The organism is Roseibium algae (genome assembly GCF_037783265.1).
GTDB lineage: Bacteria > Pseudomonadota > Alphaproteobacteria > Rhizobiales > Stappiaceae > Roseibium > Roseibium algae.
Genome location: NZ_JBAKIA010000004.1, coordinates 142012 through 155360 on the forward strand (window position 1 = coordinate 142012; position 13349 = coordinate 155360).

Annotated in this window: 14 protein-coding genes; 9 read left to right on the plus strand and 5 right to left on the minus strand. The window is 55.9% G+C overall.

Annotated features, from left to right (window positions below; all coding sequences use genetic code 11):
• Position 1 precedes the first annotated feature (1 nt).
• Positions 2-925: a LysR family transcriptional regulator gene (locus V6575_RS07000; RefSeq protein ID WP_340273493.1), complete on the minus strand. Its 924-nt coding sequence runs from the start codon at positions 923-925 to the stop codon at positions 2-4.
• Between the two features lie 104 nt (positions 926-1029).
• On the opposite strand from V6575_RS07000, the gene V6575_RS07005 reads away from it, so the two are divergent.
• Both V6575_RS07005 and V6575_RS07010 read left to right on the plus strand, forming a co-directional pair.
• Positions 1030-2703, plus strand: a complete 1674-nt coding sequence (locus V6575_RS07005; protein ID WP_340273494.1) for a GMC family oxidoreductase — start codon at positions 1030-1032, stop codon at positions 2701-2703.
• Between the two features lie 44 nt (positions 2704-2747).
• A complete protein-coding gene (locus V6575_RS07010) occupies positions 2748-5261 on the plus strand; it encodes a CoA transferase (protein ID WP_340273495.1) in 2514 nt (837 codons plus the stop codon).
• A 25-nt stretch (positions 5262-5286) separates the two neighbouring features.
• Here the strand turns inward: V6575_RS07010 and V6575_RS07015 are convergent, their stop codons facing one another.
• Positions 5287-6684, minus strand: coding sequence for a multicopper oxidase family protein (locus tag V6575_RS07015; protein WP_340273496.1), 1398 nt, complete (start codon positions 6682-6684; stop codon positions 5287-5289).
• A 240-nt stretch (positions 6685-6924) separates the two neighbouring features.
• Between V6575_RS07015 and V6575_RS07020 the strand changes: the two genes are divergently transcribed.
• From V6575_RS07020 to V6575_RS07030, 3 genes are all read left to right on the plus strand, one after another.
• Positions 6925-7269 carry an ElaB/YgaM/YqjD family protein gene (locus V6575_RS07020; RefSeq protein ID WP_340273498.1) on the plus strand — a complete coding sequence of 115 codons (345 nt, stop codon included), beginning with the start codon at positions 6925-6927 and terminating at the stop codon, positions 7267-7269.
• Positions 7270-7274: 5 nt separating this feature from the next.
• Positions 7275-7691: a hypothetical protein gene (locus V6575_RS07025; protein WP_340273500.1), complete on the plus strand. Its 417-nt coding sequence runs from the start codon at positions 7275-7277 to the stop codon at positions 7689-7691.
• Positions 7692-7823: 132 nt separating this feature from the next.
• Positions 7824-8498, plus strand: coding sequence for a YitT family protein (locus tag V6575_RS07030; RefSeq protein WP_340273502.1), 675 nt, complete (start codon positions 7824-7826; stop codon positions 8496-8498).
• A gap of 21 nt (positions 8499-8519) precedes the next feature.
• On the opposite strand, the gene V6575_RS07035 is transcribed toward V6575_RS07030, so the two are convergent.
• A complete protein-coding gene (locus V6575_RS07035; RefSeq protein WP_340273503.1) occupies positions 8520-8990 on the minus strand; it encodes a YbaK/EbsC family protein in 471 nt (156 codons plus the stop codon).
• Positions 8991-9228: 238 nt separating this feature from the next.
• On the opposite strand from V6575_RS07035, the gene V6575_RS07040 reads away from it, so the two are divergent.
• Complete coding sequence (locus V6575_RS07040; RefSeq protein WP_340273504.1) at positions 9229-9378, plus strand: hypothetical protein; 150 nt, start codon at positions 9229-9231, stop codon at positions 9376-9378.
• A gap of 62 nt (positions 9379-9440) precedes the next feature.
• On the opposite strand, the gene V6575_RS07045 is transcribed toward V6575_RS07040, so the two are convergent.
• Positions 9441-10577 (minus strand): NAD(P)/FAD-dependent oxidoreductase, encoded by a 1137-nt coding sequence (locus V6575_RS07045; RefSeq protein WP_340273505.1) that lies wholly within the window; start codon positions 10575-10577, stop codon positions 9441-9443.
• Positions 10578-10711: 134 nt separating this feature from the next.
• Here V6575_RS07045 and mnmC2 point away from each other — a divergent pair, with 134 nt between their 5' ends.
• Positions 10712-11464 carry a tRNA (5-methylaminomethyl-2-thiouridine)(34)-methyltransferase MnmC2 gene (mnmC2, locus tag V6575_RS07050; RefSeq protein WP_340273506.1) on the plus strand — a complete coding sequence of 251 codons (753 nt, stop codon included), beginning with the start codon at positions 10712-10714 and terminating at the stop codon, positions 11462-11464.
• A 99-nt stretch (positions 11465-11563) separates the two neighbouring features.
• Positions 11564-11872 carry an EthD family reductase gene (locus V6575_RS07055; protein ID WP_340273508.1) on the plus strand — a complete coding sequence of 103 codons (309 nt, stop codon included), beginning with the start codon at positions 11564-11566 and terminating at the stop codon, positions 11870-11872.
• Between the two features lie 117 nt (positions 11873-11989).
• Here the strand turns inward: V6575_RS07055 and V6575_RS07060 are convergent, their stop codons facing one another.
• Positions 11990-12739 (minus strand): SDR family oxidoreductase, encoded by a 750-nt coding sequence (locus V6575_RS07060; protein WP_340273510.1) that lies wholly within the window; start codon positions 12737-12739, stop codon positions 11990-11992.
• A gap of 386 nt (positions 12740-13125) precedes the next feature.
• Between V6575_RS07060 and V6575_RS07065 the strand changes: the two genes are divergently transcribed.
• Positions 13126-13320, plus strand: a complete 195-nt coding sequence (locus tag V6575_RS07065; RefSeq protein WP_340273512.1) for an XdhC family protein — start codon at positions 13126-13128, stop codon at positions 13318-13320.
• The last annotated feature ends 29 nt before the right edge of the window (positions 13321-13349 follow it).

Genomic DNA, 13349 nt, shown 5'->3' on the forward strand with positions numbered 1-13349 from the left:
GCTAGCTCGAAAATTCCCATATCTCATTCAGCAGGTCGAGCACGGCACGCAAGGTGGGGGTGTCTTTTCGGCTGGCCAATGTGGCAAAGCTTAAAGACGCATCGACCGAGACGACGTCGGACAACTCAACCCCGTAGGCCTGGTTGTTATGCAAGGCAAGCGACTCGCGGCACAGGCTCAAACCCATGCCGGAGCGCACCATTTCGATCATGGAGATTTCCTGATCCACCTGCGCCACGACGTTTTGCTCACAGCCGAGCCCTCGGAAGATATTGTCGAGAAGACGGCGATGGACCGATGAGGTCGGTGTGCCGATCCAGGGCAGGCGCGCAAGGTCCGGCCAGTCGCGTCCCTCGATCTCCGAACGCCATCCGGCAGGTGCAATCACCCGATATCGGAAATCGGCAAGTTTTGTAAAAACGAACTGCCCGTCGCTGTCCGGCGGCAACATCTCATAAGGATCTGGCCCGCTCAAAAAGAAACCGGCGTCGAGTTTATTGCGTTTCAAGCGCTCCAGCACATCGCCGCTGACGCCATGGGTCAGTTCAGGTTTCAACTCGGAATAGGTCTCTCGCAGCTGAACCAGAAACTGCCCTAACCGGATAAACTCCGGGTCAACGATTGTTCCTAGTCTGAGACGTCCGCCGATCTGTCCGATGCGACGTTCTGCGCTGCGGTCAAAGTCTGCGAGGGCCTGCAGCACCTGTTCGGCCTTGGTGCGTAAGGCCGCGCCGTCACGGGTCAGTACCAGTCCTGTTGCTGTGCGAGTGAACAGCACGCTGCCGGTGTCTTCCCCAAGGCGTTTGATCTGGTGACTGACAGCGGGTTGCGTCAGGTTCAACACCTCAGCCGCCCGCGAAACGCTGCCCTCACGAGCGACGGTGACAAAGGCAAGGATGTTGTTCACGCTGGTAAGTCTCTGCATATAAAAATTTCTAATATGTCTCTGTGTCGATTGTCATTGGATTTTTTGCGCTGCCTCAACAAAAGTGTCTCTGACAAAAAGACGCAAGAGGGATGGACAGGCTCATGGCAACGGAAAACAGCTTTGATTACATCGTTGTAGGTGGTGGATCTGCCGGGTGCCTGCTCGCCAACCGCCTGAGCCGCGATCCGTCCAACAAGGTCTTGTTGCTAGAGGCCGGTAAGCGCGACACGTATCCCTGGATCCATATTCCTGTCGGCTATCTTTATTGCATTGGCAATCCACGAACGGATTGGCTGTTTGAGACCGAGCCTGACAAGGGCCTGAACGGACGCAAGCTGCGCTATCCCCGAGGCAAGACACTTGGCGGCTGTTCGTCGATCAACGGCATGATCTACATGCGCGGGCAGTCTCGCGATTATGACAATTGGGCCGCCAGCACTGGCGAGGAAGCCTGGGGCTGGTTGCAGTCTCTGGAAGATTTCAAGAAGCACGAAAACCACTACAAGCTGGACGATGGGGCAGATCCGCAGACCGGCGACAACAGCCGTTTTTCCGACATGCATGGCCATGGCGCCGAATGGCGGGTGGAGAAGCAGCGTCTGCGCTGGGATGTGCTGGACTCGTTTTCGGATGCAGCCAATGAGTGCGGCATCAGCAAAACGGATGATTTCAACAGCGGCGACAATGCGGGCGTTGGATATTTTGATGTCAATCAACGGTCCGGTTGGCGCTGGAACACATCGAAGGCTTTCCTGAAACCAGCGGAAAAGCGTCCGAACCTGACTGTTTGGACCGAGGCGCAGGTCGAGCATCTGGTGTTTGAGGCCGGTACTGAAATTGGCGGGGTCCCGCGCTGTGTAGGCGCAAAGGTGGATCGCTCAGGCACGTCGAGCGTTGTTCATGCCACTAGGGAAGTCATTTTGTCGGCAGGGGCGATTGGCTCCCCCCAGATCCTGCAACTCTCAGGCGTTGGACCAGTCGACCTGCTGAACGCGCACGGCATTGACGTCATTGTGGATGCGCCTGGCGTTGGTGAAAACCTGCAGGATCACCTTCAAATCCGAGCGGTGTTCAAGGTCAACGGCACCCGAACCTTGAACACTTTGGCCAATTCGCTGATCGGCAAGGCAAAGATCGGCCTGGAATATGCGTTTAAACGATCCGGTCCCATGAGCATGGCGCCAAGTCAGCTGGGGGCATTCACGAGGTCTGATCCCGGCCAGAGCCACGCCAATCTGGAGTATCATGTCCAGCCCCTCAGCCTTGAGGCCTTTGGCGAGGACCTTCACAGCTTCCCGGCGATGACCGTCAGCGTGTGCAATTTGAAGCCTTCAAGTCGGGGGCACGTGCGCATTCGCTCTGCCAATTACAAAGATGCGCCGATGATTGCCCCGAATTATCTCGACACGGAAGACGACCGTAAGGTCGCGGCTCACAGCCTTCGTCAGGTCCGGGAAATCATGGCAGGCGAGGCAATGAAGAAATACGATCCTGAAGAATTCAAGCCGGGTGTTCAGTATCAGAGCGACGCGGAACTGGCGCAATTGGCGGGCGATATCGCCAACACGATTTTCCATCCGGTCGGCACGGTCAAGATGGGGCGCGATGATGACCCAATGGCCGTTCTGGACCCGCATTTGCGCGTGCGCGGGGTTACAGGACTGCGCGTGGTGGATGCCAGCATCATGCCGGAGATCACAGCCGGTAACACCAACTCACCGACCTTGATGATTGCCGAAAAGGCCGCAGGCTGGATTTTGGCCGACAACGCCTAACAGCGGGTCGAATGTTGGTCCTGACCTAGCTCTTTGGAGGAATTATGAAAAATCCTGTCATGTCAAAATTGCCTCTCAAGGGCGTCAAGGTCGTTGATTTCGGCCAGTATATCGCCGGTCCTGCGGTTGCCATGCTGCTTGGTGACCTTGGGGCTGCTGTCGTTCATATTGATCCGCCCGGCGGCGACATGTGGGACAATCCGGCCAATGCCATCTTGAACCGCAACAAGATGATTGTCTCGATCGACCTGAAGTCGAAGGAAGGACTGGAGCGAGCACTTGAACTCTGCGCTCAGGCGGATGTCATCGTGGAGAATTTTCGCCCCGGAAAGCTGGCTGCGCTGGGGGTTGATTTTGCCAGGATGCGGGAAGAGCGTCCCGAGCTCATCACAATTTCGGTGCCCGGCTTTGCTTCCAATGATCAGGTCCGGCGTGACTGGCGCGCCTTTGAAAGTGTGGTTGCCGCCAGTTCCGGGGTCTTCACGGATATGGGCCTGAACCGGGTGTTGATGGGCATCAATCCGTCGTTCTCACCCCTGCCTCTGGCCTCCGCCTATGCCACTCAGATTGCAACGTCATCAGTGGTTCTGGCCCTTCAATCAAGGCAGCTGACCGGGGTTGGCGATCAGATCGAAGTGCCTTTGGCAGCCGCCGTTATGGAAGGGCTTTGCTACAACTCGATCAAGGTCGCAGATATGCCCGAACGCTATCTGACCCAGCGGGAACAAGAGATCGAACGGCGGCGTATCGAAGGCCTGCCGATGAATGTGAGCTATGAGGATCTGCAGGAGCTGCTTGATCCGTTCTTCCGCAGCTACATGTGCAAAGACGGCAGAATGTTCTACGTGGTCTGTCCCAGTCACAATCTCCATGCCCGTCGCTGTCTTGAAGTCCTGGGCCTTCTGGATGAGATGTTTGAAGAGGGCCTTACCGAAGAAGAGGATACGTATAAACCCGTTTCCGAGTGGTCGTCCTCAACCTCTCTGGGCGTTTATCCGATGCCCAAGGAGTGGGCGGACAAGATTGCCGCGCGGATGAAAGAGGTTTTCATGACCCGCACATCGCACGAGTGGCAAAAGATGTTCGGCCGGGCCGGTATTCCGGGCGCGCCTCAGCGGTGGCTTCAGGAATGGGTGAATGATGAATACGCCGAAATGTCAGGCTTGATGATCGATGTCGAGGACCCGGTCTATGGCGAGATGACCCAGCCGGGGCCCGTTGTCTGGATGGAGGAAAGCGGCGAGGAGGCGCTGACGCCAGAGCCGCGCCGCTGGGTGGAGTTCAATGAAGCGCTCAAGGTGTTCAAGCGCATCAAGACAGATATTCCTGATCCTGAAGATGGTGTCGAGACCAAAGGTTGGTTGTCGGGCGTCCGGGTGTTGGATCTTTGCAATGTGATCGCGGGGCCGCACTCTGCAAGTTATTTGGCCCGCTTTGGCGCAGAGGTCATCAAGCTGGACCCGGCTGTCCCGATGTATGACAGCTGGAACACGGTTGTCTACGGGCTGTCGCAGATGCGCGGCAAGCGGTCTATTCTGGCCAACATCAAGGGCGAACACGGACGAAAGGTCTTTGAGGATCTGGTCAAGAGCGTCGATGTGATTGTCTGGAATGCTCCAGATAGCCAGATCAAGCGCATGGGGCTGGATGCAGACAGCCTGCGCAAACTCAATCCTGATGTTCTGTTTTGCAAGCTGGACTGCTTTGGCGGCGTGCGTCGCGGCACCCGTACCGATTACATCGGCTATGATGACCTCGTGCAGGCGGTCACCGGGATCATGTTGCGCTTTGGTGGGGCGATGGAGCGCCCGGAAGAGCATGCCCATGTTGGCACAATCGATGTGATGTGTGGCTTTGGTGGCGCGCTGGCGATTGCGACCGCGCTTTACCAGAAGTACCGGCACGGACGCATTGGGCGCGGCCGCACCTCGCTGAATGCAAATGCCGGTTTGTTGCAAATTCCTTTTGCGTTCGACTTTCGCGGACGGGGACTTTTCAACGAGCCATCGGGTCCGGAGGTCAGTGGCTACGACCCTCTGTCCCGGTTCTACAGCACAGCATCTGGCGTTTATGTATTGCTCAGCGCGTATGAACAGGATCTACCCAGATTTGAATCGGTCGAGGGCATGGAAGGCGTGTCTGAGATCACCAAGGAAGAGCGGGCGGCATTCCTGTCCAATGCATTCCAAAGCGCGTCTGCGGCGGATTGGGTAGAGCGTTTGCGTGCAGCTGACATCGGCGTGGCGATCTGTGACAATATCGATGCACTTCGCGCTGATAACACCCGGCTGGCTGATGGTCTCAACGGCACGGAAAATGGCAGCTATTCCTTCTCTCACTACCCGGATCACCCCAGTGGTCATGAAATAACCCAGCTGGATCCCTACGCCGTGCGCACGGTTGTCGGTGAGGTCACGGCTGTATCGCCATCTGAGAAATTCGGCACTTCCACGCGGGTGATCCTGGAAGAACTGGGCTACGGGAAAGAAGCCATTCAAAGTATAATCAAGTCCGGCGACGTCAGCGAAAGCTGGAGCAAGGAATACTTGCCCAGCTGACGTTGGGTGTCAGATGGGTCTTGTTCTAGGCATCCACGCGGATGTATCCGGTCAGGCCGGTTTTCTGGTGTTCGATGACATGGCAATGGAAAGCCCAGTTGCCGGGATTATCAGCCACCAGGGCGACTTCCATGGTTTCGCCTTTCATCAGCAGTGCTGTGTCGGTGATCAGCGGTGGAATAGCGCGCTTGTTCGATCTCAGCAGCTTGAAAGACAATCCATGCAGGTGGATCGGATGCGCATTTTGGGTCTCGTTGCGCAGTCTTAGAATGTAGGACTTGCCTTGCTTGAAGACCGCAAGCGGATCAACCGGTCCGGGGGTGTCTCCCTCCCAGGCTACACGGTTGATCGACCAGAACGTATAGCCGAGCGAGCCGCAAATGCTGGGCTCTGGCGTTGTGCCGTCCGGTGTCCAGCCAAAGACAAATTCGACGATCTCTGCATTGGCAAGGTCGGCCTCTGGAATCGGGTTGAGGGCCAGCGGCTTGAGCTCTGCAAGGCTTCGGTTCGCACTGGCACCCACTGGATGGAAGCTGGCCAGAACCTTGGGTCCTTTTGGCGTTCTGCGGGTCAAGGTGACCACTTGCTCTTCGCTGTCCGGAACACGCAGGGCGATGTCAGCTCTCTGGCCAGGTGCCAGAATGACACCCTCCGGCGTTTTCAGGTTGACCGCAGTCAGGGGCAGCGGATTGGAATCCAGGGCGATGACTTCAGCCTCACCGCCATTCAGGTCGTAAGTGCCGACCCGCGTCAAATCCGTCACTGCAAGACGAAGACGCACAAGGCTGCCAGCAGGAAGGTCATAGACTGGCGCAACGTTCCAGTTGATCGTCGAGACTGTACCAAGTGTCCCGCCACGCGCCGCACTGCGCGGTTTGAAGAGTGCAATGAATTGCCCGTCACCGCCAAGTCGGAAGTCTCGGATGTTCAGCGGAAGATCCTGATCAAACCCTGGGTCCTCGGCGTCTTCGACCACCATGACACCCGTGAGACCACGGGCCATCTGCTCCAGAGTGTTGCAATGGGGGTGGTACCAGTAGGTGCCCGCGTCCGGCGGCGTGAAGCTGTAGCGGAAGCTCTCTCCAGGTTCGATTGGAGTCTGAGTGAGATAAGGGACACCATCCATCTGGTTTGGAATGCGCATGCCGTGCCAATGGACCACTGAGGCCTCATTCAGCTCGTTGACCACATCCACTGAAAAGGGCTGACCTTGCCGCATGCGCAGGACTGGCGGCGGAGCGTCTTTGCCAAAGCCCATGATGCCCTTTGTGATCTCGCCGGAAACAATTGAGTGATCGAACCTGGTGATCGGCAAGGTCATGTCTGCTGCGTTGGCTTCAAGTCCGATCAATCCGCCTGTCGCGAAGGCCGTAGCGGTTCCGGCGCTGCCCAGAAGAAGTTCCCGGCGGGACAGTCCAAGCATCGGGTGCTCCTTTTTAAAATCCTGAAAAGAAAACTATCATGCTCAGGTTTTATGGCAATGGTTCTGTGGCGTTGCGAATTGACGCAACCTGGGATTCGATAAATTGGCCATGGGTTCGAAGAGCCGCGCCGACTGCTGTGTAAATGGTTATTCGAACTGGACTATTGCGGGCGTGCTGCCTATGTTTTTGACTTGAAACGGGCATGTTGACTGGATCGAACATAATACTGGAGCGATATGATGGCGACTGCCAAATCTGCAAGTTCTTCCTCGTCTGCGAACTCAGACGAGGCCGTCACTGCGCGTGAAATCGAAGAAAACATTAAACGCATTCGCAGCGATATTTCTGCCTTGGCAGGGTCACTCAAGAAGTTTGGCGAAGGCAAGGCGGATGAATACAAAACGCGGGCGAGTGAAGCTGGAGATGATCTGACGAAAATGTCCGAGGAAGCCTTGGAGGATCTGACCGCTGATCTTCAGGCTTATGAGCGTGCGCTGGTGGCGCATGTTCGCAAGCATCCTCTCCAATCCATTGGCATTGCCGTCGGCGTTGGGTTTTTGCTCTCAGCTCTGTTGCGGCGCTGATGGTGATGAGGCCTTTATCGCAGGCGCTGACTTACGCAACGCGCGACGTTCAGGGCACGTATCGCCGGGCTAAACGAAACGCCGTTCTGACCGCGCTGGCCGTATTCTTCTTTGCGAGCGCCTATCTGGCTGGTTTGATTGCTGCGGGTGCCTATCTGGTGCCTATCTTTGGGCCTGTGACGGCGGCACTTCTTATTGCCGGGGCGATGGCCAGCATTGGCTGCGTGATCCTGATTGTGGTTGGGGTGTTGAAGTCCCGTGAGAAGAAGCGTCAATCGCGCCGAAGAGAGACACAGCGTTTGGCGACAGCTGCCGCGATTTCCATTCTGCCGGAATTGGTGAAGTCCAAGGGCCTTCTTGCTGTCGTGGCGCTCGGTGGATTGGCCTATCTTGCCTCGCGAGAGCGGGGTGATGGGGACTAAGCTTGATCTTTGGTTCGATTCTTAAGGACCGAGCAACGTCTTAGTCTGCGCTGGACTAATAGATATGAACTGCCTATCCTTTTGGTGGGAGGAATAAGTCACGGACTCATAAAGTCACTGGGGCATTCTCTCTTGAAATTAAATCATCAAAACGGCAGCTCGAATTCCTCACCTGTTTCTGCAAAGCCTCTTGAAACCAAGCCTGATGGCGCTTCGGCAGCTCACAGTGTTTTCGATAACCTCCAGGGGCAGGCCTGGGGCATCTTGATGACAGCCTTCGGCGTATCGATGTTGCGCGCCTGTGGATTGATCACCGGGCAGACAGCAGGCCTGTCGTTGCTGATCTCTTATGCGAGCGGCTGGAGCTTCGGCCTTGTCTTCTTTCTCGTCAATCTGCCGTTTTATGCCTTCGCTTTTCAGCGTATGGGGACGGCCTTCACGCTCAAATCGTTCATATCAGCCACCGCGATTTCCGTTCTTGCCGAATTTGCGCCCCACGTGATCGCTTATGCTCATTTGAATGTGATGATTGCGGCGCTGCTGGCCGGGTGCACGGCTGGGATCGGTCTGATCGCTCTTTTTCGTCATGGAGCAAGTGCAGGCGGTCTTGGAATGCTGGCGCTATATATTCAAGACCGCACAGGGTTTCGGGCTGGATGGTTTCAGCTAAGCGCAGATATATTGATCTTCGCCATCAGTTTTTTGGTAATCGATAGCACCGCTGTTTTGGCCTCGTTGTTCGGGGCGTTCGTTCTGAATGCAATCATTGCCATGAATCATCGCAAGGACTGGTATGTCGCCCAATAGGCGATAACAGGACAAAACCTCTCAGCCTTCTTGATCCTGGCACACGTTCACCCAAGTGCCAGCGGTGATCTCTGCCATGCGCGTTGGAGATATGCGAACGGCAGCGTTGACCGCGCCTGCTGCCGGGATCACCTCGTCAAACGCCTTGAGGCTTTCGTCCAGATAGATCTTGAGCGGCTGTGCCAGCCCAAACGGACAGACGCCGCCAACCGGATGACCGGTGATGTCTTCCACTTCATCCCGGCCAAGCATTTTAACCTTACCGCCAAAGGCAGCTTTTGCCTTTTTGTTGTCGAGCCGTGCATCGCCGCATGCGACCACGAGGAAAACATCCTCTTTCAGTCGGAATGACAGGGTCTTTGCAATTTGAGCAGGCGCGACGCCATGGGCTGCAGCGGCCAGTTCAACCGTTGCGCTGCTGCCATCGGTTTCCAGCACGGTCAATTCGGGCGCAGCTTCGGCGAGGTGCTGGCGGACACTGGCAAGGGTCATTTTCTCAACCTATGTTATATGGTATGATGCATAAGAGGAGGCGGACGTTAGGCAATTGCGGATCGATTTCAAGGACAGTGCTGGTCAAACTGGTACGCTTACAAAAACCTGAGGACCATTCGATTTAATCAACGGTTTCATAAAAGTTAAAATCGGTGATTTACGAATCGTTAATGGACCGGTGCCTAGGTTTCATTCGATGAAATCAAAACGTAGAAATGCTGGAGAACCAGACGGGATGGCATCTACAGCCGCGCAAATCACCGATACAACTCGCAAAACTGCGATGGCAACGGTGTTTTGGGTTGCCAAGAACGTGCTGTTCTGGGGATCAATGGCGCTGTCTGGCTACGTGCTTTATGCGTTGGCCAGCTTTGCATTGGAATAACGACAGACACCTTCTTGGCGAGAACGTTTTCAGGCACCTCTTGGGGTGCCTTTTTTAGTGCTTCAGGGAAAATGATGCGCAGGCAAATAGCTCGGTGGCAGAGGAACTTGTGGAACGCTTCCGGTCAGTTCACCGACAAGGGCATCTGCAATCAGATGGGCAATGCCGAAAGAGATCTTGTAGCCTCCGGTGGCAACGTAAGTTCGATCTGTTCCAGGCAGCAGGCCAACCAGGGCGTCGCGTTTTGAGCAACGGGGCCGAATGCCTGCCCAAACGGTCAGAACCTCACGTCCCTCCAGTGCCGGACAGAACGCCGTGGCGCGCGTGATCAGATCTTGCGTGCGTACTGGGTCAACTTCGGTTGTCTCATAGTGCCTGTCTGATGTGCTGCCAACGGCCACAGTGCCATCATCATGGGGCACCACATAAAGTCCGTCGCAATAGATCGCGGGTTTTTCTTCCAGTCCAGCGCCTTCCAGCAGCAAGGCTTGGCCTTTCTCGCCGCGTCCGATCATCTGACCGGTGAGGGCTTCTATTTGCGCGAAGGCAGCAGGGCCGCTTGCAAGCACGAGCCGGTCCGAGGAAATTTGCCCGGTGGCATCGGAAACAGAAAGCGCGCCAGTGTCTTCAGCGTAGCCTTCAAAACGCGTGCCTTCAATCAGGCGACCCTTTTCCCGCACATAAGCGGCAAGCGCGGCGAGATAATCACGCGGCGCAATGCGGGCAGCCAGTGTTTCATAGACAATGCCAAAGGGCGCAGAAGCCCCGTTCAGCCAATCAGACCTGCTGCCTGCTGGCTCGACTTGATAGGAAAAGCCTGTGTCTGCCGGATTCCAACGCTCCAACGCCTCTTCTGCCCGTTCCATATGATGATCGAGCTTGTCCTGCGTGGTCAGCGGCAGGATGCGGCCACAGCGCCGATAGCCGGTGGCAATGCCGGTTTCTGCTTCCAGTCCCCGCGCATATGCCTCCAGCTGATGGAGGGCCTGAAACTGAAACTCTTTCTTCGGGTTCCAGCGGGCTGGCATATGAGGCATCAATGCGCCCAGAACACCGCCGCTAGAGCCAGCTCCGACCTTGTCGCGCTCAATCAGAACCACGGAAAGACCAGCCTTCAGCGCCTTGTAGGCAATCGACAGGCCGAAGATTCCACCGCCGACAATGGCAAGGTCGTAGTGATCGCGTGGTGTAGAAGACATGACGGGTCTTTCGTTTTGAGCGCTGGGCAATGTGGAGAGGAAACAATCCTGTCTTTATCTGCCCGCAGTGTCCGCTTAAGAGGAGAAGCACAGAAGTTCAAGACCTGCCGGAAAACCATCTATGAGAACGCCCAATGAGTGATCAGCCGCAACAGGCTCCCGAGCTGGAATGGCTGGAAGACGGCGTGCCACGCGCGCCAGCCTTTCAGGACACGTATTTCTCACGCGCTGGTGGTCTGGCGGAAACCCGCCATGTGTTTCTGGGCGGAAATCAATTGCCGGAGCGCTGGCGGGGGCGGGAGGCTTTCACCATTGCCGAATTCGGTTTTGGAACGGGTCTGAGTTTCCTGACCACGTTGCAGGCCCTGCGCCTGATCACTGATCCGCCAAAGCTGACTTTTCTATCGTTCGAGCTGTTTCCAATGACTCGGGACCAGCTGTCCCGTGCCCTGTCTGCTTTTCCGGAGCTGGCGGGCGAAGCCGCAGAGCTGCTGGATGCCTGGCCGCCCACATCCGGCTGGTCAAAGCTGCCGATCAAAGGAGCTGATCTGGTTCTGGCCATCGGCGATGCGCGGAACATGATTGCTGATGTTGGTGCAGGTGATGTGGAGTTGCCGCTCGTCGATGCCTGGTTTCTGGACGGTTTCAGCCCGTCGAAAAATCCGGAGCTTTGGGGCGATACGCTGTTGAAGTCAGCTTATGAACTGACCGCAGAAGGTGGCACACTGGCGACCTATTCGTCTGCGGGCTGGGTACGGCGAAATCTCATCAGCGCCGGCTTCAGCATTGAAAAGCAGAGAGGCTTTGCCGGAAAACGAGAGATGGTTGTGGGGCGGAAGGAACTTCACATACAAGACAGTGCGCAAGGTGATATCAATAAGCCCTGAGGCTTGCAGAATTACAAATCTGCGAAGAGCCACTCAGATATAATTTTAGACAGCATTTAAGACAGGCGTCGTCGATAACGGCCCGCCACGGAGGACAATATGGCGATTTCATTGCAGGTAATCTACCCGATCACGAAGGGGTCTACCTTTGATTATGATTACTACGCGACCAAGCATATCCCGCTGGTGGCAGAACATCTGGGCTCGTTTGTTGAGGACATGCTGGTAACAAAAGGAGTTGCTGGCGGCCAGGGCACTCCTCCTGCCTATTATGCAATTGCAAGCATGATCTTCCCGGATCAGAGCCAGTTTGACGCTGCTATGGGGATTGCGGATCCTGTCCTCGCAGATGTGCCGAATTTCACAAATATAACCCCGCAAATGCTGATTGGCGAAGTCATCGAGTGATGTGAGGTTTTTTGAGAGGCGCGAACCAATTCGCGTTGCCTCGATCAGGCAAAGCTATGGAGCACTCCCCCTCTGCCATGTCGGCGAAGGGGGAGCTCAATCAGTCAAGGTGTCAGTTCAGCCGCGCCCGATGAAGGGCATGTTGGTGGCCATCACGGTGATGAACTGGACGTTGGCGGATAAGGGCAGATCCGACATGTGAAGCACTGCGTCGGAAACATGCTTCGCATCCATCACCGGCTCCGGCATCGAGGTGCCGTTGGCTTGAGGCAGGCCCTGGGCAAAATTCGCGGTCATTTCCGAGGCTGCATTGCCAATGTCGATCTGGCCGCAGGCGATGTTGAAGGCTCGGCCATCCAGGGACAAGGTTCTTGTCAGGCCTGTGATGGCGTGTTTGGTGGCTGTGTAAGGCGCGGAACCTGGACGCGGCACTTCGGACGAAATCGAACCATTGTTGATAATCCGCCCGCCTTGGGGGTCTTGATGGCGCATCATGCCGAATGCTCCGCGCGCGATCAGGAATGCGCCATGCAGGTTGACGTTCAGAACCTTCTGCCAGTCTTCGACGCTGATCTCGTCGATCGGAGCTGAGGGCACATTATTGCCAGCATTGTTAAAGCACATATCCAGCCGTCCGTACTTGCCCTTGATTGCGGCAAACAGCTCATCAACCTGAGCTGCATCCGATACGTCGCAAGGCACGCAAAGGGCATCTCCGCCTGCATTCTTGGCTGTTTCCTGCAGACGATCCTCTCGTCTTCCGGTCAAGACGACGCTGGCTCCAGCCTCCAGAAAGGCTTTGGCGGTCTGGCGTCCGATGCCGGAGCTGGCTCCGGTTACAAGAATGATTTTTCCGGCAAGTGTCATCGGTGTTTCCTCGTTATGTATCATGACTATGTGGCAGGGCATCAGTGGACCGGAGTCGAAGGTGCTGATGCATGCGTGTTCATAGGATTGTCAAATATGCCATGAAGCTTAGGCCCGGCGTGGGGCGAGAGCAAGGTCGTTCCGCTGTCGTTTGGTCAGGCGAAATGGTTGATTGTCAACAATTATGGATTGCGGAATAAGCCCTTCTTCAAATCGGAAATAATGTGTAGGTGCCGCCCTGAGTGTTTGTCCTTCTCAAGGAAGGTCAGCACGAGCCGATGAACCGTTTGCAACAGGCGAGGAGCTTTATGTTCTGGCGATCAGGATGCCTTGAACGCAGCGGTCTCCATCGGGCCGGAGTATGTTGCACGTGTCGGAAGTGGTAAATGGCAACCGCGCTGCGCGAGAAACTGAAAGGCTTTGGCATATCGGTTGAAGAATTAGCGTGGGTGAAGGCCCAGGCAGGCCTTGACCTTGGTGCCATTACACCGGATGAAATAGCTCTCTCCATTTTGGCTGAAATCCTTTGCATTCGTAGTAAGGGCCAGCGCGGATTGTCAGAGGAAGCCAATTGCGCGTAGCATTCAATGGATCGAAAAACCGGAGTAAC

Excerpts from the sequence above, each read along its gene's own strand:
- V6575_RS07000 (WP_340273493.1), bottom strand. The coding sequence starts at position 925 with ATGCAGAGACTTACCAGCGTGAACAACATCCTTGCCTTTGTCACCGTC.
- V6575_RS07005 (WP_340273494.1), top strand. The coding sequence starts at position 1,030 with ATGGCAACGGAAAACAGCTTTGATTACATCGTTGTAGGTGGTGGATCT.
- V6575_RS07010 (WP_340273495.1), top strand. The coding sequence starts at position 2,748 with ATGAAAAATCCTGTCATGTCAAAATTGCCTCTCAAGGGCGTCAAGGTC.
- V6575_RS07015 (WP_340273496.1), bottom strand. The coding sequence starts at position 6,684 with ATGCTTGGACTGTCCCGCCGGGAACTTCTTCTGGGCAGCGCCGGAACC.
- V6575_RS07020 (WP_340273498.1), top strand. The coding sequence starts at position 6,925 with ATGGCGACTGCCAAATCTGCAAGTTCTTCCTCGTCTGCGAACTCAGAC.
- V6575_RS07025 (WP_340273500.1), top strand. The coding sequence starts at position 7,275 with ATGAGGCCTTTATCGCAGGCGCTGACTTACGCAACGCGCGACGTTCAG.
- V6575_RS07035 (WP_340273503.1), bottom strand. The coding sequence starts at position 8,990 with ATGACCCTTGCCAGTGTCCGCCAGCACCTCGCCGAAGCTGCGCCCGAA.
- V6575_RS07040 (WP_340273504.1), top strand. The coding sequence starts at position 9,229 with ATGGCATCTACAGCCGCGCAAATCACCGATACAACTCGCAAAACTGCG.
- V6575_RS07045 (WP_340273505.1), bottom strand. The coding sequence starts at position 10,577 with ATGTCTTCTACACCACGCGATCACTACGACCTTGCCATTGTCGGCGGT.
- mnmC2 (WP_340273506.1), top strand. The coding sequence starts at position 10,712 with ATGAGTGATCAGCCGCAACAGGCTCCCGAGCTGGAATGGCTGGAAGAC.
- V6575_RS07055 (WP_340273508.1), top strand. The coding sequence starts at position 11,564 with ATGGCGATTTCATTGCAGGTAATCTACCCGATCACGAAGGGGTCTACC.
- V6575_RS07060 (WP_340273510.1), bottom strand. The coding sequence starts at position 12,739 with ATGACACTTGCCGGAAAAATCATTCTTGTAACCGGAGCCAGCTCCGGC.
- V6575_RS07065 (WP_340273512.1), top strand. The coding sequence starts at position 13,126 with ATGGCAACCGCGCTGCGCGAGAAACTGAAAGGCTTTGGCATATCGGTT.